This window comes from Albimonas pacifica, from assembly GCF_900113695.1.
Taxonomy (GTDB): domain Bacteria; phylum Pseudomonadota; class Alphaproteobacteria; order Rhodobacterales; family Rhodobacteraceae; genus Albimonas; species Albimonas pacifica.
Genome location: NZ_FOQH01000001.1, coordinates 497,190 through 518,503 on the forward strand (window position 1 = coordinate 497,190; position 21,314 = coordinate 518,503).

At 71.7% G+C, this 21,314-nt stretch carries 16 protein-coding genes; 12 read left to right on the plus strand and 4 right to left on the minus strand.

Annotation, left to right across the window (positions count from 1 at the left end):
* Positions 1-185 precede the first annotated feature (185 nt).
* Together BM064_RS01995 and BM064_RS02000 are read left to right on the plus strand one after the other, a co-directional pair.
* A complete protein-coding gene (locus BM064_RS01995; protein WP_092857292.1) occupies positions 186-1,283 on the plus strand; it encodes a hypothetical protein in 1,098 nt (365 codons plus the stop codon).
* A gap of 36 nt (positions 1,284-1,319) precedes the next feature.
* A complete protein-coding gene (locus BM064_RS02000; protein ID WP_092857294.1) occupies positions 1,320-2,429 on the plus strand; it encodes a hypothetical protein in 1,110 nt (369 codons plus the stop codon).
* Positions 2,430-2,498: 69 nt separating this feature from the next.
* On the opposite strand, the gene BM064_RS02005 is transcribed toward BM064_RS02000, so the two are convergent.
* The 3 genes from BM064_RS02005 to BM064_RS02015 all read right to left on the minus strand — a co-directional run bounded on the left by BM064_RS02005 (position 2,499) and on the right by BM064_RS02015 (position 5,230).
* Positions 2,499-2,765 (minus strand): hypothetical protein, encoded by a 267-nt coding sequence (locus BM064_RS02005; protein ID WP_092857296.1) that lies wholly within the window; start codon positions 2,763-2,765, stop codon positions 2,499-2,501.
* Between the two features lie 442 nt (positions 2,766-3,207).
* On the minus strand, positions 3,208-4,602 hold the full coding sequence (locus BM064_RS02010) for a uracil-xanthine permease family protein (protein ID WP_092857298.1): 1,395 nt from the start codon (positions 4,600-4,602) through the stop codon (positions 3,208-3,210).
* Between the two features lie 343 nt (positions 4,603-4,945).
* Positions 4,946-5,230 (minus strand): putative quinol monooxygenase, encoded by a 285-nt coding sequence (locus tag BM064_RS02015; protein ID WP_092857300.1) that lies wholly within the window; start codon positions 5,228-5,230, stop codon positions 4,946-4,948.
* A gap of 311 nt (positions 5,231-5,541) precedes the next feature.
* Between BM064_RS02015 and BM064_RS02020 the strand changes: the two genes are divergently transcribed.
* From BM064_RS02020 to BM064_RS02065, 10 genes are all read left to right on the plus strand, one after another.
* On the plus strand, positions 5,542-7,275 hold the full coding sequence (locus tag BM064_RS02020; protein ID WP_092857302.1) for an AMP-binding protein: 1,734 nt from the start codon (positions 5,542-5,544) through the stop codon (positions 7,273-7,275).
* A 144-nt stretch (positions 7,276-7,419) separates the two neighbouring features.
* Positions 7,420-8,553 (plus strand): C4-dicarboxylate TRAP transporter substrate-binding protein, encoded by a 1,134-nt coding sequence (locus BM064_RS02025; RefSeq protein WP_177236114.1) that lies wholly within the window; start codon positions 7,420-7,422, stop codon positions 8,551-8,553.
* 22 nt (positions 8,554-8,575) lie between these two features.
* Positions 8,576-9,130, plus strand: coding sequence for a TRAP transporter small permease (locus BM064_RS02030; RefSeq protein WP_092857306.1), 555 nt, complete (start codon positions 8,576-8,578; stop codon positions 9,128-9,130).
* Positions 9,131-9,134: 4 nt separating this feature from the next.
* Positions 9,135-10,442 carry a TRAP transporter large permease gene (locus BM064_RS02035; RefSeq protein WP_092857308.1) on the plus strand — a complete coding sequence of 436 codons (1,308 nt, stop codon included), beginning with the start codon at positions 9,135-9,137 and terminating at the stop codon, positions 10,440-10,442.
* 31 nt (positions 10,443-10,473) lie between these two features.
* Positions 10,474-12,081 carry an AMP-binding protein gene (locus tag BM064_RS02040; RefSeq protein WP_092857310.1) on the plus strand — a complete coding sequence of 536 codons (1,608 nt, stop codon included), beginning with the start codon at positions 10,474-10,476 and terminating at the stop codon, positions 12,079-12,081.
* Positions 12,082-12,119: 38 nt separating this feature from the next.
* Positions 12,120-12,773 (plus strand): TetR/AcrR family transcriptional regulator, encoded by a 654-nt coding sequence (locus BM064_RS02045; RefSeq protein WP_092857312.1) that lies wholly within the window; start codon positions 12,120-12,122, stop codon positions 12,771-12,773.
* 55 nt (positions 12,774-12,828) lie between these two features.
* Positions 12,829-13,050 carry an acyl-CoA carboxylase biotin carboxyl carrier protein subunit gene (locus BM064_RS02050; RefSeq protein WP_092857314.1) on the plus strand — a complete coding sequence of 74 codons (222 nt, stop codon included), beginning with the start codon at positions 12,829-12,831 and terminating at the stop codon, positions 13,048-13,050.
* Positions 13,047-14,636, plus strand: coding sequence for an acyl-CoA carboxylase subunit beta (locus tag BM064_RS02055; RefSeq protein WP_092857316.1), 1,590 nt, complete (start codon positions 13,047-13,049; stop codon positions 14,634-14,636). The genes BM064_RS02050 and BM064_RS02055 overlap by 4 nt, the downstream gene beginning before the upstream one ends.
* Positions 14,637-14,654: 18 nt before the next feature.
* Positions 14,655-15,755: a CaiB/BaiF CoA transferase family protein gene (locus BM064_RS02060; protein WP_092857318.1), complete on the plus strand. Its 1,101-nt coding sequence runs from the start codon at positions 14,655-14,657 to the stop codon at positions 15,753-15,755.
* Positions 15,756-15,786: 31 nt separating this feature from the next.
* Positions 15,787-19,074 carry an acetyl-CoA carboxylase family protein gene (locus BM064_RS02065; protein WP_092857320.1) on the plus strand — a complete coding sequence of 1,096 codons (3,288 nt, stop codon included), beginning with the start codon at positions 15,787-15,789 and terminating at the stop codon, positions 19,072-19,074.
* 127 nt (positions 19,075-19,201) lie between these two features.
* Here BM064_RS02065 and BM064_RS02070 read toward each other — a convergent pair whose 3' ends face one another.
* Positions 19,202-21,136 carry an alkyl/aryl-sulfatase gene (locus tag BM064_RS02070; RefSeq protein ID WP_092857321.1) on the minus strand — a complete coding sequence of 645 codons (1,935 nt, stop codon included), beginning with the start codon at positions 21,134-21,136 and terminating at the stop codon, positions 19,202-19,204.
* Between the last annotated feature and the right edge of the window lie 178 nt (positions 21,137-21,314).

A 21,314-nucleotide genomic window follows, 5' to 3' on the forward strand; every position in this document is an offset into this window, starting at 1 on the left:
CGCGGCATGCCGCCCCGCAGGCGGGTCCGCCGGCGCGCCTGTCCGCAGGCGCCCGCGTCGTCGCGTCCGGGGGGGCGGGCCTGCGCGCCTGCGCGCGGCGGGTTGAGCCGGCCGCGCGCATCGCTTAGCAGTCGGGCGACCCGAACGCCTCCGCGACCCTGCGCGCCCGCCATGCGAGGACGACCGTGACCGACAGACTGCTGATCCACCTGGGCGACTGCAAGACCGGGACGACGGCGATCCAGAACGTGCTCAAGCAGGGCGCCTGGTCGGCCGAGGGCCTGAGCTGGACCTACCCGGTCGACCCCGACCGGCTGCACCACTGCATCCTCGCCTCGACGCTCCACAAGCCCAAGCTGAAGGCCTCGCGCGCGCCGATATGGGGGCGGGTGAACCGGCGGCTGGCGGCCTCGGACGCGGACCTCGGCATTCTCTCGGGCGAGTGGTTCGAATTCGTGGACCCCGCCCTGATGCAGCGCACGCTCGAGCGCTTCCTGCCCGACCTCGCCCCCGACGCGCGCCTGATCGCCTATGTCCGCCCCCATGCCGAACGGGTGCTGTCCAGCTTCCAGGAGCGCACCAAGCTCGGTCAGTTCAAGGGCTCGCTCGACGAGTTCCACGACCGCGTGCTCGGCCGCGGCCGCTTCAACTATGCGCCGCGCCTGCGCCGCTGGCGCGAGGTCTTCGGCGACCGCTACGAGGTGCGCCCGATGATCCGCGAGGTGCTCAAGGACGGCGACGTGGTGCACGACTTCCTCGACTTCGCGACCCAGGGCCGGCCCTTCACGGTCGACGACGGCGCGGGCGGGGGCATGCAGGCCAACGAGAGCGTCTCGGTCCAGGACCTCGCCTGGCTGCGCGCGCTGCACCGCACGCGCCAGCTTCCCCAGCAGGTCGGCCGCCGCGCCGCCCGCGCGCTGCAGTCCTGCGGGCGCCCGGGCGACAAGCTGCGCCTCGACGCGGGCCTGCTGGAGCGGGTGCGCGCGGCCTATCTCGAGGACGCGCGGATCCTCGACGCCGAGTTCTTCGGCGGCGGCGGCGCGCCGGGCCCGATGGAGGCCGCCTTCGACCGCGCCGCCGAGACCGCGCTCGAGACGCCCCAGGACGTCTCGCCCGAGCGCTGGTACGACGCGGGCGAGCTGCGCCGGATCGAGGCCATGGCCGAGGTCTTCGCCGCCGACGCCGCGGACCTGCGCCGGGCCAAGCGGCAGCTGCGCAAGGCCCGCGGCGGCGGCGGCGGCCGGAAAGGCGGCGGCGGCGATCCGGAGGCGGACGCGGACTGATCGACGGCGCCGGAGCGGGCCATTCGGGGGAGAAACGTGGATCTCGTCATCTTCATGGGCCACCACAAGGTGGGCTCGAGCTCGCTGCAGAGCTGGCTGTCGACCAACTGGCTGGCGCTGGCGCGGGCCGGCATCCTCTATCCCGCCGTCGAGATGCAGGGGCTGGCGAGCAACCTCGCCACCGCGCTCCGCGGCGAGGCGGAGCCCGGCGCCACCAACCCGATCAACGTGCGCGAGGCGCACAACGCCCTCGCCTTCAAGATGATGGCCGAGAGCGCCGAGCGGCGCGAGGTGCCGCCCTGGCACCAGAAGCTGCCGCCCTCGGGCCAGATGATCCGTGCGATCCGCCAGCAGGCGGAGACGATCCGCCCCCGGGCCGTGGTGCTGTGCTCGGAGGTCTTCGCGAACTTCGCGCCGATGCCGCCGCGGCTGCTCAAGCGGCTGAAGACGCTGTTCCCCAAGGCCAACGTGCGCATCGTGTGCACCCTGCGTCGGCCGGACAGCTACGTCACCTCCTGGCACGGGCAGCGGCTGAAGTTCGGCCACCACCTGCGCGCGCTGCGCGAGGACGGGCTGGAGGAGCATTTCGGCTCGATCCACTTCAACTACCGCCGGATGCTGGGCAAGTGGGTCGAGACCTTCCCCAGGGCCGAGTTCGCGCTGCGCGACTACGCGCAGGTTCTGGCCTCGGGCGGCTCGGTCCCCGACTTCATGGCGACCTCGGGGCTGGAGTGGCCCGAGGGACTGGTGGAGGTGGCGGATTCCAACCCCTCGCTGCCGCTGGCGGCGATGGAGATCGCGCGGCGCGGCAACCTCGAGCTGCCGGGCGGGGCGGCGAAGCTGCTGCGCGAGCACCTGATCGGCTCGGGCAAGCGGCTGGACTACGTCCCCAGCGCCGAGGTGGAGATGTTCGGCGAGGCCAATCGCGCGCTGATGCTGGAGCGGTTCGCGCCCATCGACGCCTGGCTCGCGCAGGTGGTGGGGCGCGAGCGGTTCTTCGCCGACCTCGAGGAGGTGGGCCGGACGCGCCCGGTTCCCGAGATGGAGGCCGCGCGCGCGGGCCTGGAGCTGGTGCGCGCCGACCCGGCCTTCGCCGACCTGCGCCGCGACGCGCGGGGCTTCGTGAAGAAGCTGGCCTTCGCCTGACCGCGCGCGGCCGCAGGGGCCGATGCGGGGCGGAGTGGAGCCGGGGGAGGGCGCGCCCGGCTACGCGGCTCAGCCGTGGCTGAAGGTCCGGCGGATGGCGGCGACCAGCAGCAGGTTGGCCAGCGGCGCGGTCATCGCGGCCCAGCGCGCCTCGGCCGGGGGCAGATCGTCGATCAGCAGGGTCCAGGGCAGGCCGAGCGGCATCAGGAACACGCCCGCCAGGGGATCGCGCTCCTGCCCGAACAGGCCGAAGGTGCCGATGGCCAGCAGCGCCAGCGCTCCGATGTAGAGCGCGGCGTAGGCCCAGACGGCGACCTGGTAGAATCTCAGACCCATCGGGGTCTCCCTGCTGCACGGCGCCCGTCGCCGGCGATCAGGACATAAGGATCCGGAGCTCCCGCGTCCATGGGCGGGCGACAATCAACCATGAGTTGCGGCCCGGCGCAACCCGGCCGCGCCATCGCCGCGCTTCCCGCCCCCATCGCTCCAAATCGTTCGCCGTGCAAGCGTTTCCGCCGCGCCCGCGCGCCCGTCCGGCCCCAAGGGCGCCAGGGACGGAGGCAGGAGGCGCCGCGTCGGGCGTCGCGCGGGCCGCGCCGGTCCGCCCGCGGCGCGGCCTGTCCGACGCGCCCCGGGCCCGGTCCGCAGGGGGCGGCCGTCCGGCCCGGCGCCCCGCCCGCCGCGCGCCGCGGGCCTTCCCGACGCCAAGGGGCGCCGCGGTCGTCGCGGCGCCCCCTCCGCCTGCGCGGAGCGCATCCCTGGGGGGCGCTTCGCCCCCTCAGTCGTGCGCGCGTCCGGCGAGCCCGCCCGAGATCTCCTCGGTCTGGTCCTCGGTCAGGGGCGAGGGCAGCAGCAGGTTCAGCACGATCGCCAGCCCCGCCGCCGGCAGCAGGCCCGAGGTCAGCAGGATCCGCGGCGTCTCGGGCAGGTGCTGGAGGGCGCCGGGCTCGAGCTGCAGGCCGAGGCCCACCGAGAGCGAGACGCCGAAGATCACCATCGCCCGGCGGTCCCAGTCCACGTCCGCCAGCATGGAGACGCCGGAGGCGCAGACCATGCCGAACATCACGATGACGCCGCCGCCCAGCACCTCGATCGGCACGGTGGAGATCACCGCGCCGACCTTGGGGACCAGCCCGCACAGGATCAGGAACAGCGCGCCCAGCGTCACCACGTGGCGGCTCATCACCCCGGTGATCGCGATCAGGCCGACGTTCTGGGAGAAGGAGGTGTTGGGCAGCGCCCCGAACACCCCCGCGATGGCCGAACCGAAGCCGTCGGCGAAGGTGGCGCCGGTGATCTCGCGCGTCTCCGCCTCGCGGCCCGCGCCGCCCTTGCAGATGCCCGAGACGTCGCCGACGGTCTCGATGGCCGAGATCACCCCCATCAGGCAGAAGCCCAGCACCGCCGAGACGGTGAAGTCGACGCCGAAGTGGAAGGGCTCGGGGATCATGAACCAGCCCGCGCGCCCGACGTTCGCGAAGCTGACCATGCCGAAGGCGAAGGCGACGACGTAGCCCGCGACCAGCCCCGCCAGCACCGCGCCCAGCGACCAGATGCCGTGGGTGAAGAACTTCAGCCCCAGCGTGACCAGGATCACCACCAGCGCCACGAACCAGTTCTGCGCGCTGCCGTATTCCTCGGTCCCGATGGCCGGCACGCCGCCGGCGGCGTACTGGATGCCGACCTTGACCAGCGCCAGCCCGATCATCAGCACCACCAGCCCCGTGACCAGCGGCGGCAGGGCGAAGCGCAGCCGGCCGATGAAGAGGCCGAGCACGGCGTGGAACAGCCCGCCCGCCAGCACGCCGCCGGTGACCACGGCCATCGCCTCGACGCCCTTGCCCGCCACCAGCGGGATCATCACCGGCAGGAAGGCGAAGGAGGTGCCCTGCACGATCGGCAGCCGCGCGCCCACCGGCCCGATGCCGATGGTCTGCAGCAGCGTCGCCACGCCCGCGAACAGCATCGACATCTGGATCATGTAGACCAGCTCGCCGACGCCGGGCGTGCCGAAGCCGAAGCCCGCCGCCCCCGCCACGATGATCGCCGGCGTGACGTTCGAGACGAACATCGACAGCACGTGCTGCACGCCCAGCGGCGCCGCCTTGGCCAGCGGCGGGAAATAGTCCGGATCCTTGAGCTGGGCCTCGGTGCCCAGTCCTGCCATCGCCATGGTCGCCCCTCCAATCCCTCATGTTGCAACTGCGAACATTCCGGAGGGCGGTTGACGGGCCTGTCAAGCGGGAAGGCGCCGCCCCGGGCTCCCCGGCGGCGGAGCGCCCACGGGATGGGCGATCGAGCGGCCGGGCGCCGTCGGGACGGGCAGGGCGGAGGCGGATGCGGCCCGGACGGGGCGTGCGGACGCAGCCGGCGCGCGATGCGAGAGCGACCGGGCGTGGCGCGCGGAAGGGGCGGCGGCCGGTGCGCGAAAAGGCGTCGCGGAATGCGCAAGGGGCGGCCCGGATCGCTCCGGACCGCCCCTCGGGATGCGCCGCGCTCGGGGGCGCGGCGGCGGCTCAGACCTCCTGCAGGCGCAGGATCGAGGGCGGGCCGTCCATGAAGGCGCCCATCTTGCGCCCCAGGGTCTTGAAGTGATCCGAGGCGCGGTGCGCCTCGACCGCGGCGGCGTCGCGATACTGCTCGACGAAGACGTAGGTGTCGGCCTCGTCGCCCTTGCAGAGCCGGTAGAGCGAGCAGCCCTCCTCGTTGGCGTTGACGGCGGCCTCGAGTTCCTTGGCGGCGGCCTCGAACTCGGCGCCCTGGCCGGACTTCACCTTGATGGTCGCGACGACGACGGGCATGGGATCTCCTCCTCGATCTTGTTTTCACCGGCCGACAGGCAGGCCGGCCGTTCGCCGCGCAGGGGACATGACCGCGGGCGGCTTGTCCAGCGGGGAATTCATCGCGCGATGAAGAGGCGGCGGAAGCGGGCGCTCCGCGCCTTGCGATTCCGTTTTGACTAATCGGCTGATTAGCGATATTCCGAGTCCCGTCGACGACCACAGAACAAAGCGGGGCGGCCGGTCGACCCGTGGGGCCCTCGATGCGCGAACCGGCGGAAGGCGGGCGGGCAGGGGCCTCGGGCGGCGCGCTCCCAAGCAGGGAAACGCCCATGGCCATCGCCGCAGACGCCGGGTCCAGGACCCCGGCGGACGAGTCCGCCTATCTCGCCGCCCACCGCAAGCTGGTCGAGGCCCGCTGGCCCGCGGACCTGCCGCGCGAGCCGATCTATCCCTTCGGCGAGATCCCGCTGACCGACTACCTCCGCCGCTGGGCCGAGGCGGCGCCGGACCGCGTCGCGGTCGACTTCTACGGCCACGCGATCTCCTACGCCGCGCTCGACGCCCAGGCCGACCGCTTCGCCGCGATGCTCCAGCAGGCCGGCGCCGCGCCCGGCGCGCGGGTGGCGCTGTTCATGGGCAACTGCCCGCAGTTCATCGTCGGCTTCCTCGGCATCCTGCGCGCCGGCTGCGTGCATGTCCCCGTGAACCCGATGTTCCGCGAGCACGAGCTGGACTACGAGCTCAACGACGCGCAGGCCGAGTTCATCGTCGCCCAGGACCTGCTGGTCCCGCTGGTGGAGACGGTGCGCCCGAAGACCTCGCTGAAGAAGGTCTGGTCCACCGGCATGGCGGACCTGATCCCGGCCGCGCCCGCCTGGCCGGTCCCCGCCTCGATCGTCTCGGACCGCGCCGCGGCCGGGGGGGCGGAGGACCTGGCGGAGGCGATGGCGAAGGCGCCGGCGAAGCCCGCGCCGGTCGAGGTGGACCTCGATGCGCTGTGCAAGCTGAACTACACCGGCGGCACCACGGGGATGCCCAAGGGCTGCGTGCACACCCAGCGCGACATGATCTACACCGCCGCCACCGTGCAGGCCTGCGGCAACCGCCTGCAGCCGGGCGAGGTGATGGTCAACTTCTACCCGCTGTTCTGGATGGCGGGCGAGGACGTGGGCCTGATCTTCCCGATCTTCTCCGGCGCCACCTGCGTCCTGCTCGGCCGCTGGGACCCGGTGTCCTTCATGGCCGCCGTCCAGGCCCGCAAGGCGACGGCGGTGAAACTGCTGGTCGACAACGCGGTGGAGCTGATGGACCACCCCCGGGTCGGCGAGTTCGACCTGACCTCGATCGAGAAGACCCAGGTCTCCAGCTTCGTGAAGAAGCTCAACGGGGAGTTCCGGGCGCGCTGGAAGGCCCTGACCGGCTCGGTGATGGCCGAAGCCGCCTGGGGGATGACCGAGACCCAGACCTGCGACACCTTCACGACCGGCTTCCAGGACGACGACTACGACCTGAGCCTGCAGCCGATCTTCGTGGGCCTGCCGATGCCGGGGACCGAGTTCAAGATCTGCGATTTCGACACCGGCGTCCCCGTGCCCTTCGGCGAGGAGGGCGAGATCTGCATCCGCTCCCCCTCGATCCTGAAGGAATACTGGATGAAGCCCGAGGCGACGGCGGCCTCGATCAAGGGGGGCTTCCTGCACACCGGCGACATCGGGGTGATCGACGAGCTGGGCTTCCTCCACTTCCTCGGGCGGCGGAAGGAGATGCTGAAGGTCCGCGGCATGTCCGTGTTCCCCGCCGAGATCGAGGCGATGCTGGGCCGCCACCCCGCGATCCTCGGCTCCGGCGTCATCGGGCGCGAGGACGCCGACAAGGGCCAGGTGCCGGTCGCCTTCGTGGTGCTGGATGCGGAGAAGGCGCAGGGCCTCGACGGGCCCGCCATCGAGCGCTGGTGCGGCCAGGCGATGGCCACCTACAAGCGCCCCGAGGTGCGCCTCGTGGACAGCCTGCCGATGACCGCTACCGGCAAGGTGAAGAAGGACGAGCTCGCCAAGCTGTTGTGAGGGCTTGAAGAAATCACGGCGCGGCGGGAGCGTCCCGGCGCGCCGAAGATGCGGCGAAATGGGTTGGTGGTTGACCAATTACCCATTACGCTGCCGCCACGAGATCCGGCCGAATCAAGACCGGACCAGGGAGGAGACACGATCATGATCACCCGCCGTTCCGCGGGCCGCCTCTGCGCGGCCGCCGTCTGCGCGCTGGGCGCGCTGGGCGCCCTCGCCGCCGCCCCCGCCTCCGCCAAGGAGCTGCGCATCGTCATCGGCGCGCCGGGCGAAAGCTCGCTCCAGCAGGCGATGCGGATGTTCGCCGAGAAGATCGAGGAGAACACCGGGGGCGAGTACACCGGCAAGACCTACGAGGGCACGCTGCTGAGCTACGCCGAGTCCACCGCCGGCGTGCGCGACGGCATCGCCGACGTGGCCTACACGGTGCCCGCCTACACGCGCGCCGAATTCCCCAACACCAACCTCGTCGTCGACATGGCCACCGCCTCGGACGACCCGGTGGTGATGGCCGCCGCCTCGACCGAGTTCATGTATTCCTGCGAGCCCTGCATGAAGGAATACCGCGACCAGAACACCGTGTTCCTGGGCTTCGCGGTGATCGGGCCCTACTACCTGATGTCGGTCGACAAGATCACCGAGATGTCCGACTTCCAGGGCAAGACCCTGCGCGGCTTCGGGCCCTTCGGGCGCTGGGTGGACGCGATGGGCGCGACTTCGGTCGTGATCGGCGCCACCGACATCTTCGAGGCGATGAACCAGGGCCAGCTTCACGGCAACACCCACACGCTCGACACGCTCAAGTCGCTGTCGATCGGGGAGGTCGCCGACTACATCCTCGACGCGCCGATCGGCCTCTACATCGGCAACGCCATGTTCAACACCAACCGCGACCTGTGGGAGGAGCTGACGCCCGAGCAGAAGAAGGGCTTCATCATGGCGGCCTCGGATTCCATCGCCTGGGCGACCGTCGACTACTTCAAGGTCAACGCCAGCTACCTCGAGGACCCGGCCTCGGTCGGCGTCGAGGTGGTCCAGCCCTCGGCCGAGGTCGCGCAGGCCACCGCGACGTTCCGCAAGGCGGACCTGGAGACGGTCGCCGACCTGAACGTGCAGAAGTACGGCATCGCCGACGCCGAAGCGCAGGTCGCCCGGATGAAGGAGCTGGTCAGGAAGTGGACCGAGATCTTCGCCGGCGTCGACACCACGGACCCGGCGGCGGTGCAGGCGATCTTCGCCGAGCAGCTGTTCGGGCAGATCGACCCGTCCGCGATCTGATCGAGCGGACAGGGAGCGAACCATGCAGGCCATCGGCCGCGTGCTGAACTGGATCTCCCACGGCGCCGCCTTCGTCGGCGCCGTGGCGGTGGTCCTGATGATGTTCCAGATCGTTCTGGACGTCGTGATGCGGAACCTCTTCCAGGCGCCGGTGCCGATGACCACGACCGTCGTCGCGAAGTGGTACATGGTCGCCTGCGCCTTCCTGCCGCTGGCGATGAGCGAGATCGTCAACCGCCATATCGCGGTGGAGGTGGTGTTCTCGACCCTGTCGAAGCATCGCAAGCGGATCGTGGGCGGCTTCGCCTGCGCGGTGGCCTTCGTGGTGGCCGCCGCCATGGTCCGGCCGTTCTGGTTCGAGGCGGTCAAGAAATACGAGGCCGGCTCCTTCATCGTCGAGAACGGCCGCCAGCTTCCGGTCTGGCAGACCTACTTCTTCCTGCCCGTCGGCTTCGCGCTGTTCGCGGCGGTGCTGCTCTACCGGGTCGTGGTGCTGTGGACCGGCGCGAAGAGCGGCCTGGGCGAGACGCCCATCGACGCGGATCCCGAGGCGGATCCCGCCTCGGAAGGGGTCTGAGGGCATGGCGAGCGAATACGTCGGCCTGATCGGCCTCGGCATCCTGGTGTTCCTGCTGCTGGCGCGCGTGCCCATCGGCCTGAGCCTGGTGCTGGTCTCCTTCGGCGGCATCTACGCCCTGATCGGCGCCCGCCCCGCCTGGGGGATGCTGGCGGCGATGCCCTACGACTTCACCTCCAAGTGGACGCTGTCGTCGGTCCCCATGTTCCTGCTGATGGGCTTCGTGTGCTACCACGCGGGGCTTACGCGAGGGTTGTTCGAGGCGGCGCGAAGCTGGCTCGCGCGGCTGCCCGGGGGGCTGGCGGTGGCCTCGGTCTGCGGGTCCGCCGGCTTCGCGGCGGTCACGGGATCCTCCATCGCCTGCTGCGCGGCGATGGGGCGGATCGCGATCCCCGAGATGATGCGCGCGCGCTACGACCCCGCGCTCGCCACCGGCGCCATCGCGGCGGCGGGCACGCTTGGGGCCCTGATCCCGCCCTCGATCCTGCTCATTCTCTTCGGCGTCTTCGCCGAGGCGCCGATCTCCAAGCTCTTCATCGGGGGCATCGGGGCCGGCGTGACCACCGCGGTGCTCTACATCGCGATGATCATGATCCGGGCGAGCCTGAACCCCGCGCTGGCCCCGCGGCTCGACCACCTCCCCCCGATGGAGGAGCGGCTGCGCCACCTGCGCGAGACCTGGCCGGTGCTGGCGCTGCTGGTGGTCGTGATCGGCGGCATGTTCGTCGGTCTCTTCACCGCCACCGAGGCGGGCGCCGTGGGCGCGCTGGCGGCCATCGTCATCGCGCTCGCCAAGCGCTCGCTGACGCTGGGCGGGGTGTGGGAGTCGCTCAAGGAGACCCTGATCACCACCTCGTCGCTGTTCCTGATCGCGATCGGCGCGAACCTGCTGACGCGGTTCCTGGCGCTGTCGGGGGCGGGGGACTTCATCGCCGACGCGATCATCTCGATCCAGGCGGATCAGCTGACCCTGCTGATCGGCGTGTCGCTGATGTACCTGGTGCTGGGCATGTTCCTCGACCCGCTGGGGGCGATGCTGCTGACCCTGCCGGTGATGCTGCCGGTGCTCGATCAGGCCAACATCGACATCATCTGGTTCGGCGTGTTCCTCGCCAAGTTCCTCGAGATCGGGATGATCACGCCCCCCATCGGGCTGAACGTCTTCGTCATCAAGGGCGTGGTGGGGGACAAGGTCCCGCTGACCACGATCTTCCGCGGGATCGGGTGGTTCCTCGCCGCCGACTTCGTGGCCGTGGTCCTGTTCATCGCCTTCCCGGAAATCATCACCTGGCTGCCGCAGTTCATGGACTGAGCCGCGGCGGCTCCCCCCAAGGGAGACGCGCATGACCTACCATCTCGATCCCCGGATGCCGGCCCCCGAAGAGATCCTCATCCGCGACCTGATCGACCGCTTCGCCGCCGAGCAGCCCGACAAGACCTACGCCGTCTTCCCCGACATGTCGGAGTGGACCTACGCGCAGATGAAGGACCTGGTGGTGCAGACCGCCATCGGCCTCCAGCGGCTGGGGGTGAAGCAGGGCGACCACGTGCTGGTCTGGCTGCCCAACGGACCGGACATCCTGCGCATGTGGTACGCGCTGAACTACATCGGCGCGGTCAACGTGCCGATCAACACCGCCTACAAGGGCAAGCTGCTGGAGCATGTGGTCGAGAACTCGGACGCCGAGCTGATCGTGGTGCACGCGCAGCTCGCCCCCCGGCTCGCCGACATCGACCGCGCGAAGCTCAGGCGCGCGGTGATCCTCGACGGCCCGCCCGATCCGGTGGCGGACCTGGAGATGCACCCCGCCGACGCCGTGCTGCCCCAGGGCGGGGAACTGGCGCCGCTGGACCGCCCCATCGCGCCCTGGGACACGATGTCGATCATCTACACCTCCGGCACCACCGGGCCGTCCAAGGGGGTGCTGAGCAGCTACATGCACCTCTACGCCTCGGCGAAGGTGGCGCAGGTCGAGCCGACCGACCGGCAGATGGTGAACCTGCCGATGTTCCACGTCGGCGGCACGTTCCCCTGCTACCGGATGCTGCAGACCGGCGCCTCGCTGTCGATGATCGAGAGCTTCAGGACCGAGGAGTTCTGGGACGTGGTCCGGCGCACCGGCACCACCTACGTGATCCTTCTGGGCGTCATGGCCCAGTTCCTCGCCAAGCAGCCGCCGCGGCCCGACGACGCCGACAACCCGCTGCGGCGCTGCCTGATCATCCCCTACGACTTCGACACCCGCCCCTTCGCCGAGCGCTTCGGCGTCGACACCTACACCATGTTCAACATGACCGAGATCAGCTGCCCGCTGGTCTCGGAGATCAACTCCACCGTGCTCCACGCCGCCGGCCGCCCGCGCGAGGGCGTGGAGGCCCGCGTGGTCGACGAGAACGACTGCGAGGTTCCCGTGGGCGCGGTCGGCGAGCTGGTGCTGCGCGCCGACTGCCCCTGGACGATGACCCACGGCTACTACAAGAACCCCGAGGCGACCGCGAAGTCCTGGCGCAACGGCTGGTTCCACACCGGCGACGGCTTCCGCACGGACGCGGAGGGCAACTTCTACTTCGTCGACCGCATCAAGGACGCGATCCGAAGGCGGGGGGAGAACATCTCCTCCTACGAGGTGGAGGCCGAGGTGCTGGCCCATCCCGACGTCGCCGAGTGCGCCGTGGTCGCCGTGCGCTCGGAGGTGTCGGAGGACGAGGTGCTCGCCGTCGTCGCCCCCGTGGCCGGCAGGACGCTGAGCGCGGAGGATCTGACGCATTTCCTGCTGCCCCGCATGGCGCATTTCATGGTCCCGCGCTACGTTCGCATCGTGAACGAGCTGCCGCGCACGCCCACGGCCAAGGTCCGCAAGATCGAGCTGAGGGAGGCCGGCGTCACTCCCGACACCTGGGACCGGGAGGCCGCGGGCATCCGCGTGCGGCGGGAGAAGATCGGTGCGTGAGGATGCGCGCGCCGCGGCCAAGGAGGCGGGAGCGAGAGATGGACGATCACGGCCCCGCACCCGAACCGGAAGCCGGCCCGGTCGTCCTCGGCCCCAAGGAGGAGCGGCGCGAGAAATCCGACCGCCGCATGTTGCGCGCGGCCATCGCGCTGATCTCCAAGCACGGCTCGGTGGGGGCCTCGATGGCCCAGATCGGGCTGGACGCGGGCTATTCCCGCGGCCTGCCGGCGCAGCGCTTCGGCGCCAAGCTCAAGCTGCTGGAGACGGTGGCCGACGTCACGGCGGAGCGCTTCGACCAGCTGGTGGCCGAGCGCACGGCGGGCCTGAGGGGCCTGGCGGCGCTGGACGCGCGCATCCGCGCGCAGATGGAGGCGGTGCGCGACGCGCCCGAGGCGGCGACGGCCGTCTATCACCTGATGGTCGACGCCATCGGCTCGGTCCCCGAGCTGAAGCCCCGCATCGCCGCCCTGCACGAGGGCTACCGCCGCACCATCCGCAAGCATGTGCTGGAGGCCCGCCAGATGGGCGAGCTGCAGGAGGGCGTGGACGTCGAGGAGACGGTGCGCGCCATCCAGGGCGTGATCTCGGGCCTGTGCCTTCAGGCGCTGATCGCGGGCGACACGGCGCGCCTGGGCCGCGACGGAGAGGTTGCGGCGAATCTGCTGATCGCGAGCATTCGAAAGACGAGCTGACCGCCGCCCCCCGGATTCCCCGGGCGCGGACGGGCGCCATGGGAGGAGACCGGGAATGAGCGAAATCGAGCTGGAGTCCGAGGTGGCCGGCGTGGTCCTGAGCCTGACCGCCGCCGCGGGGGCCACCGTCGCCGAGGGCGACGAGATCATGGTCATCGAGTCCATGAAGATGGAGATCCCGGTGCTCGCCACCGGCCCCGGCGTGCTGGCCTCGCTGGCGGTCGAGGAGGGCGAGGCCGTCTCCGAGGGCCAGGTCCTGGCGAGGATCCGCCCGTGAGCGACCGCAAGCCCCCCGACGCGGCCGCCGAGATGGACGGACTGCTGGAGGCGCTCGCCTCCGACCGGGCCGCCACGCTGGACGCCGCCCGCCCCGCGGCCGTCGCGAAACAGCGCAAGCGCGCGGGAATGACCGCGCGTGAGCGCATCGCCCACCTGGTCGACCCCGGATCGTTCCGCGAGGTCGGCCAGCTCGCCCGCGAGGCCGACGCCGCGCCGGGCGAGCGCCCCGCCGACGGCATCGTCACCGGCGGCGCGATGATAGAGGGCCGCCCGGCGGTGGTCCTCGCCCAGGATTTCATGACCATGGGCGGCTCCTCGGGCGAGCTTGGCGGCAAGAAGCTGCACATGGCCGTGCGCCGCTCGATCCGCGAGGGCGCGCCGCTGGTGATGCTGCTCGACGGCGGCGGCCACCGCATCCAGATCGGCCAGAGCTCGCGCCGCTACGCGCCCTCGACGACCACCTTCCAGGAGTTCGCGCGCCTCTCCGGCTGGGCCCCGATGGCGGCCGCCATGCTGGGGGCGGGCTTCGCGGCGCCGACCAACTTCGCGGGGCTCGCCGACTTCATCGCCATGGTCCGCGGCCAGTCCACGATGGGCCTCGCCGGCCCGGCGCTGGTGAAAGCCGGAACCGGGGAGGACGTCGACAAATTTGAACTCGGCGGCGCCCAGGCGCAGGTCGACCGCAACGGCATCGCCGACCTCGGGGTCGAGGACGAGGCCGCCGCCCTCGACAGCCTCAAGCGCTTCCTCAGCTACCTGCCGAGCAACGCCCGCGCGCCGATGCCGATCACCGCGGCCCCTGCGGAAGACCGGTCTCGCGCGGAAGCCCTGCGCGGCCTGGTCCCGGCCAACACCCGAAAAGCCTACGACGTGCGCCGGGTGATCGACCTGGTGATGGACGAGGGCTCGGTCTTCGAGGTGAAGCCGACCTATGCGAAGAACGCCGTCACCTCGCTGGCCCGGCTCGCTGGCCGGCCCGTGGGGGTGATCGCGAACCAGGCGATGAGCCTGGGCGGCATGCTCACCGGGCCGGCTTGCGACAAGGTCGCCCATTTCGTGGCGCTGTGCGACGCCTTCGGCCTGCCGCTGGTCTATTTCATCGACGTCCCCGGCTTCTCGATCGGCTCGCCGGCGGAGAAGGCGCAGCTCGGCCGGCGCTCCGCCAAACTGATCTACGAGCTGGGCCACGCCACCGTCCCGCGGGTCTCGGTGGTCCTGCGCAAGGGCTATGGCCTGGGCTACGTCGCCATGGCCGGCGGCCGCAGCTTCGAGGCGGACGCGGCGCTCGCCTGGCCCACGGCCGAGATCTGCGCGATGTCCATCGAGGGCGCCGTCGACGTCGTCAACGCCCGCCGCTTCGCCGAGATGAAAGCGGCCGGAGAGGACCCCGCGCCCGAGCGCGCCCGCCTGATCGCCCAGATGCGGGCCGAGGTGACCCCCTTCGGCGGCGCCGAGTCCTTCGGCCTCGACGACATGATCGACCCCGCCGACACCCGCCCCCGCATCATCGAGGCGCTGGAGCGGGCGCCGGCCCGCCGCGACCTCGCCATGCCGCCCAAGATCCGCTCGATCTGCCCGATCTGACGCGCCGGAGACGTCCCCATGACCCAAGCCCGCCCCGGGCCCCTCGCCGGCCTGCGCGTCGTCGAGATGGCCGCCATCGGTCCCGTGCCCTTCGCCGGAACCATGCTCGCCTCGATGGGCGCCGAGATCCTGCGCATCGAGCGCCCCGGCAAGCAGTTCGCGCCCACCGACGTCACCGCCCAGGGCCGCGAGTTCGTGACCCTCGACCTCAAGGACCCCGCCGACCAGGCCCGCGCGCTGGACCTGATCGCCGCCGCCGACCTGCTGCTGGAAGGCTTCCGGCCGGGGGTGATGGAGCGTCTGGGCCTCGGCCCCGACAAGGCCCTCGCCCGCAACCCCGCGCTGGTCTACGGCCGGATGACCGGCTGGGGGCAGGAGGGGCCGCTGGCCTCGGCCCCCGGTCACGACATCAACTACATCGCCATCACCGGCGCCCTGCATGCCATCGGCACGGCCGAGCGCCCCACCCAGCCGCTGAACCTGGTGGGCGACTACGGCGGCGGCGCGCTCTACCTCGTGGTCGGCGCGCTGGCGGCGCTGCGCGAGGCCGCCGCCACCGGCCGCGGGCAGGTCGTCGACGCCGCCATGTGCGACGGCGCGCTGAACCTGCTGCTCCCCTACTCGATGGGCCGCAACACCGGCGGATGGGTGGGAGAGCGGGAGAAGAACCTGCTCGACGGCGGCGCCCATTTCTACGGGTCGTTCGAGTGCAAGGACGGCAAATTCTTCTCGCTGGGCGCGATCGAGCCGCAGTTCTACGCCGAGTTCCGCCGTCTCTGCGGGCTGGAGGGTCCGGAGTGGGACGCCCAGCTCGACAAATCCGCCTGGCCCGCGCTGCGCGAGAAGGTGCGGGCGGTGATGAAGACGAAGACGCGGGACGAGTGGACCGCGATCCTCGAGGGTTCGGACGTCTGCGCGGCGCCGATCCTGGACTACGAGGAGGCGCAGCAGCACCCGCACCTGAAGGCCCGCGGCGCCTTCGTGGACGGGCCCGCCGGGCCGCAGCCGGCCGCGGCGCCGCGCTTCTCGGGTCACCCGCGGCCTGCGCCTGCGCGACCGCCCGCCGCGCCGCTCGCCGTTGACGAAGCGCTCGCGCGCTGGACGGATGCGGCGAAATAACCAAAGCGAAATGACCAAGGGAGGTCTCTGAATGACGATCCGCCGCCTGCTGATCGCGAACCGTGGCGAGATCGCCGTCCGCATCGCCCGCACCGCCGCCGAGATGCGCATCGAGACGGTCGCCGTCTTCCCCGAGGATGACGCCAAGACCCTGCACGTGCGCGCCTGCGACCATGCCGAGCCCATCCCCGGCCGCGGCGCCCGCGCCTACCTGGACGCGCAGGCCCTCGTCGCCGCCGCCCAGCGGGCCGGCGCCGACGCGGTGCACCCGGGCTACGGGTTCCTCTCCGAAAGCGTCGCTTTCGCCAGGGCCTGCGAACATGCCGGGCTGACCTGGGTCGGGCCGACGCCGGCGTCGCTGGCGCTGTTCGGCGACAAGGTCGAGGCGCGGGCGCACGCCGCGCGCCACGACGTGCCCACCATCCCCGGCTCTTCCGGCCCGGTGGACGCGGCGGGGGCCGAGGCGGTGTTCGACCAGCTCCCCGAGGGCGCAGCCCTGGTCATCAAGGCCGTCGCCGGCGGCGGCGGGCGGGGGATGCGCGTGGTCCATGCCCGCGAGGAAATCGCCGAGGCCCACGCCCGCTGCACCTCCGAAGCCGCGGCCGCCTTCGGCGACGGCGCGGTCTACGCCGAACGGTTCCTCCCCGCCGCCCGCCACATCGAGGTCCAGGTGCTGGGCGACGGAACCGGCGAGTGCCTGCATCTGCTCGAGCGCGACTGCACCCTGCAGCGCCGCCACCAGAAGGTGCTGGAGATCGCGCCCGCCCCGGGCCTCGACGCCGCCGCGCGGGAGGCGCTGGTCTCCCACGCGCTGAAGCTGGCGCGGGCGGGGGACTATCGCAGCCTCGGCACCTTCGAGTTCCTCGCGCTGCCCGACGCTTCGGAGGTCTTCTTCATCGAGGCCAACCCCCGCATCCAGGTCGAGCACACCGTGACCGAGGAGATCCTCGGCCTCGACCTCGTGCGCCTGCAGCTGGAGATCGCCTCGGGCCGCACGCTGGCGGAGCTGGGGCTGGCGCAGAAGATGGTGCCGCAGCCCTCGGGCTACGCGATCCAGGCGCGGGTGAACGCCGAGCGGATGGACGCCAGGGGGCAGGCGCGGCCCTCGGTCGGCAAGCTGACCAAGTGGGAGCCGCCCTTCGGCCCCGGCGTGCGCATCGACACGCTGGCCTATTCGGGGTGGGGCAACTCGCCGGCCTATGACAGTCTGATCGCCAAGGTGATCGTGCACTCCCGCTCGCCCGACTTCGGCGATGCGCTGCGCAAGATCGACCGGGCGCTGGGCGAGCTGAAGGCCGTCGGCATCGAGACCAACGCCCGCTGGCTGCGCGCGCTGGCCCGGCGGCCGGAGGTCGAGGGCTACGCCGTCACCACCCGCTTCATCGAAAGCGTGGCCGGGGAGCTCGCCGAGGCCGCCGCCGCCCTCCCCGACCCAGCCGCGGAGGAGGAGACCGCGGAAACCGCCCAGGCCGCGAAGGCCGAGGCGCTGCCCGAGGGCGCGATCCCGCTCGCCGCCCCCACCATCGGCACGGTCACCCAGGTCCCCGAGCCCGGCGCCCGCCTGCGCCGGGGCGAGGTGGCGGCCCTGATGGAATCCATGAAGATGGAGCATGCGGTGACCTCGCCCGTCTCCGGCGAGGTGCTGAAGGTGCTGGCGGCGGCCGGCGACACGCTCGACGAGGGCGCCCCGATCCTCGCCCTGATGCCCGACGCCGAGCAGGACGAGACCGAGGACGCCGCCGCCGCCGTCGACCTCGACCACATCCGCGCCGACCTGCAGGAAGTGCGCGACCGCCTCTACGCCGGCATGGACGAGAGCAAGCCCGACAAGGTCGCCAAGCGCCACGGCCGCGGCCAGCGCACGGCGCGCGAAAACCTGGCGAGCCTCGCCGATCCGGGGTCGTTCCAGGAATACGGCGGGCTGGTCATTGCAGCGCAGGCGGCGCGGCGGTCGGAGGACGATCTCGTCAAGAACACCACCGGCGACGGGGTGGTGACCGGGATCGGCACCATAAACGCGGAAAAATTCGGGACCGAGAAGGGGCGCTGCGCCTTCACCATCTACGACTACATGGTGCTCGCCGGCACCCAGGGGCAGCGGCACCACCGCAAGCTCGACCGCATCTTCACGATGGCCGGCGAATACCGGATGCCGATGATCGTGCTGGCCGAGGGCGGCGGCGGCCGGCCCGGCGAGACCGAGCGCAGGTCCGTCGCGGGGCTCGACGGGCCGTCCTTCGCGCGCTTCGCGGCGCTGTCGGGCAAGGCGCCGCTGGTGGGCGTGGTCTCGGGCCGCTGTTTCGCGGGCAACGCGGCGCTGCTGGGGTGCTGCGACATCATCATCGCCGACGAGAGCTCCAACATCGGCATGGCGGGGCCGGCGATGATCGAGGGCGGGGGCCTGGGGGTCTACGCCCCCGAGGACATCGGCCCCATCGACGTGCAGTCCAGGAACGGCGTCGTCGACATCCGGGTGAAGGACGAGGTGGAGGCCTGCGCGGCCGCCAAGAAATACATCTCCTACTTCCAGGGCGACGAGGCCGAGTGGACCGCCCCCGACCAGCGCCTCCTGCGCCACGCGATCCCCGAGAACCGCCTGCGCGCCCATGACGTGCGCCACGTGATCGAGACCATGTCCGACGACGGCTCGGTGCTGGAGCTGCGGCGCGAGTTCGGCCTCGGCATCGTCACGGCGCTGGTCAGGATCGAGGGCAAGCCCTTCGGCCTGATCGCCAACGACAGCCGCTACCTGGGCGGCGCCATCGACGCGCCGGCGGCGGACAAGGCGGCGCGGTTCCTGCAGATCTGCGACACCTTCGGGCTGCCGGTGATCTCGCTGGTCGACACGCCCGGCTTCATGGTGGGGCCGGAGGCGGAGAAGACCGCGCTGGTGCGCCATGTCTCGCGCATGTTCGTGGCGGCCGCCGGCATCACCGTGCCGATCTTCGCGGTGGTCCTGCGCAAGGGCTACGGGCTGGGCGCCATGGCGATGACCGGCGGCGGCTTCCACGAGAGCCTGTTCACCATCTCCTGGCCCACCGGCGAGTTCGGCGGCATGGGGCTGGAGGGCGCCGTGCACCTCGGCTTCCGCAAGGAGCTGGAGGCCAAGACCGACCCCAAGGAGAAGCAGGCGCTGTTCGACGAGCTGCTGGCGAAGATGTACGCCTCCGGCAAGGCGATCCAGGCGGCGATCACCGCCGAGCTCGATGCGGTCATCGACCCGGTGGAGACGCGCCAGTGGATCCTCGCGGGCCTGCGCTCGGTCCCCGCCGAGCGGCTGACGGGCGGCAAGGGCCGGACCTACATCGACGCCTGGTGATCGGCCGGGGCCGGCGGCGCGCCGCCGGCCCCGCAGGGCGCGCCCCGGGCCTGACCCGGGGCCTCCCGCCGCCCGCCCCGCACGCGCCGGGCGGGCGGCGGCGCGTCGGGCGGGAGCGGCGGCGCCCTCAGGGCGTCACGACGTCGAACTGCATGTCGAACCGGTCGAGCATCGCGAAGAGGCCCGTGACGGCGGAGGCGTCGCCCTCCACGCGCATCAGCCCCTGCGCCACGGCGTCCTCGGGCGTCAGACGCGCGAGCGTCAGCTCGACCAGCGTGGCGCGGGTCAGGCGGGCGCAGGCGTCGGGGGAGGGCGCGGCCTTTCCGACGATCTGGCTCAGGGTCTCGTTGGACAGGGTCTGGGCCACGCGCGCCCCCTCGGGGCCGGCGTCGGTCACGTGCCAGTCGATCGTCCAGCGCATGCCAACGGCCTTCGAGGCGTCCAGCCGCACCGCGATGAAGTCGAAGAGGATGTCGAGCGACACCGCGTTCAGCAGATCCGGGCTCAGCATCGGCGTGGGGGGCAGGCGGATGACGCCGCGGCGCAGCTCCTGCGCGCCGTAGAGGTAGGCGTTGCGCCAGGTGGCGGACTCGGCCTGGTAGCCGAGCTGCTCGAACGCGTCCGCGGCCAGGGCGCGGGCGGCCGCGTTCTCGGGGTCCGCGAACAGCACGTGGTAGAGCACCTGCGCCACCCAGCGGTATTCGCCGCGGTCGAAGTCCGCCTGCGCCTTGGCGATCACCGAGCCGGCGCCGCCCATGTAGTCGAGGTATTTCCTCGCGGCCTCCCTGGGGGGCAGCGGCTCGAGGTTGGCCGGGTTGCCGTCGTACCAGCTCAGGTAGCGCTGGAAGACCGCCTTCACGTTGTGGCTGACCGTGCCGTAATAGCCCCGCATGCGGAAATCGCTTTCCAGAGAAGGGGGCAGGGTCACCGCCTCGGCGATCTCGGCCGGGCGCCAGCCGAGGTTCATCAGCCGCACCGTCTGGTCGTGGATGTGCTTGTAGAGGTCGCGCTGCCGCTCGAGGAAGTCGCGGATCTCGGCCGAGCCCCAGGTGGGCCAGTGGTGCTGGCAGATCAGCGCCTCGGTCCGGTCGGCGAAGCGGTCGACGGCGTCGGCGAGGTAGTGGGACCAGATCCGCGGGTCGCGCACCTCGGAGCCGCGCAGCGGGCAGAAGTTGTGCAGGAGCGGCGTCGCGTTCTCCGCCATGTTCAGGACCTTCAGGCCCGGAAAGAACATGTGCATCTCCGCCGGCGCCTCGGTGCCGGGGGCGAGGTGGAAGACCACCTCGACGCCGTCGATCACGTGCGTCTCCACCGGCTCGACGATCAGCCGGGTGGGGGCGATCAGGGTGGCCGGCCCGCGACCGGGACCTTTGCCGAGGCCCGCGTCCACCTGGCCTTTCGGGCCGGGGCGCACCAGCGCGCCCATCTGGAACTGCGCGCGCCGGGTCATGGCGACGCCGGCGAGCACGTTCTCGCCCCCCAGCGCCTCCATGAACCCGTCGGGCGCGATCACCGCGGCGCGGCCTTCGGCGGCGTCGGCGGGGTCGAGCACGCCATGGGCGCCGCCGTAGTGGTCGACGTGGCTGTGGGTGTAGATCAGCGCCTTCACCGGCCGGCGGCCGCGGTGGGCGTAGTAGAGCTCCAGCGCCGCCGTCGCGGTGGCGGGCGTCTGCAGGCAGTCGATCAGGATCACGCCCGTCTCGCCCTCGACCACCGTCATGTTGGCGAGGTCCATGCCGCGCAGCTGGTAGACCCCGTCCACCACCTTGAAGAGGCCGTTGTTCATGTTCAGCCGCGCCAGACGCAGCAGGCTGGGGTGGACGGTGTCGATCTCCGCGTCGCCGTCGAGGAAGGCGTAGGCCGAGAGATCCCAGGCCAGGCGCCCGTCCTCGCGCGCGATGCGCCCGCCGTCGGGGACGGGGGCGACGAGGCCGCGGGCGGCGTTCTGCGCGTCGCGGGTCTGCGCGAAATCCAGCTTCTCGCGCACCGCGGCGTGGATGGCGCGGGTCAGCGGCTCGGCCGCGCGCCGGGGGTCCTCGGGGGGGACGGCTTGGGTGGTCATGGGCGCTCTCCCTGGCGGTTCGGGCGCGGGGTCGCCGCGCGAGGTTGGCGCAAGATTGAATGCAGAGGCATTAAGTTTCAGCCGGACCTCCCGTGCCGCCGGCCTTGCTCCATGCCCTCCGGCGCCGCGTAATCACCTCCCATGGAGAATGAATCGCCGCACCCGCTCGCGCCTGTCC

Coding starts and splice junctions, on each gene's coding strand:
- BM064_RS02005 (WP_092857296.1), bottom strand. CDS start 2,765: ATGGGTCTGAGATTCTACCAGGTCGCCGTCTGGGCCTACGCCGCGCTC.
- BM064_RS02010 (WP_092857298.1), bottom strand. CDS start 4,602: ATGGCGATGGCAGGACTGGGCACCGAGGCCCAGCTCAAGGATCCGGAC.
- BM064_RS02015 (WP_092857300.1), bottom strand. CDS start 5,230: ATGCCCGTCGTCGTCGCGACCATCAAGGTGAAGTCCGGCCAGGGCGCC.
- BM064_RS02020 (WP_092857302.1), top strand. CDS start 5,542: ATGGCCATCGCCGCAGACGCCGGGTCCAGGACCCCGGCGGACGAGTCC.
- BM064_RS02025 (WP_177236114.1), top strand. CDS start 7,420: ATGATCACCCGCCGTTCCGCGGGCCGCCTCTGCGCGGCCGCCGTCTGC.
- BM064_RS02030 (WP_092857306.1), top strand. CDS start 8,576: ATGCAGGCCATCGGCCGCGTGCTGAACTGGATCTCCCACGGCGCCGCC.
- BM064_RS02035 (WP_092857308.1), top strand. CDS start 9,135: ATGGCGAGCGAATACGTCGGCCTGATCGGCCTCGGCATCCTGGTGTTC.
- BM064_RS02040 (WP_092857310.1), top strand. CDS start 10,474: ATGACCTACCATCTCGATCCCCGGATGCCGGCCCCCGAAGAGATCCTC.
- BM064_RS02045 (WP_092857312.1), top strand. CDS start 12,120: ATGGACGATCACGGCCCCGCACCCGAACCGGAAGCCGGCCCGGTCGTC.
- BM064_RS02050 (WP_092857314.1), top strand. CDS start 12,829: ATGAGCGAAATCGAGCTGGAGTCCGAGGTGGCCGGCGTGGTCCTGAGC.
- BM064_RS02060 (WP_092857318.1), top strand. CDS start 14,655: ATGACCCAAGCCCGCCCCGGGCCCCTCGCCGGCCTGCGCGTCGTCGAG.
- BM064_RS02065 (WP_092857320.1), top strand. CDS start 15,787: ATGACGATCCGCCGCCTGCTGATCGCGAACCGTGGCGAGATCGCCGTC.
- BM064_RS02070 (WP_092857321.1), bottom strand. CDS start 21,136: ATGACCACCCAAGCCGTCCCCCCCGAGGACCCCCGGCGCGCGGCCGAG.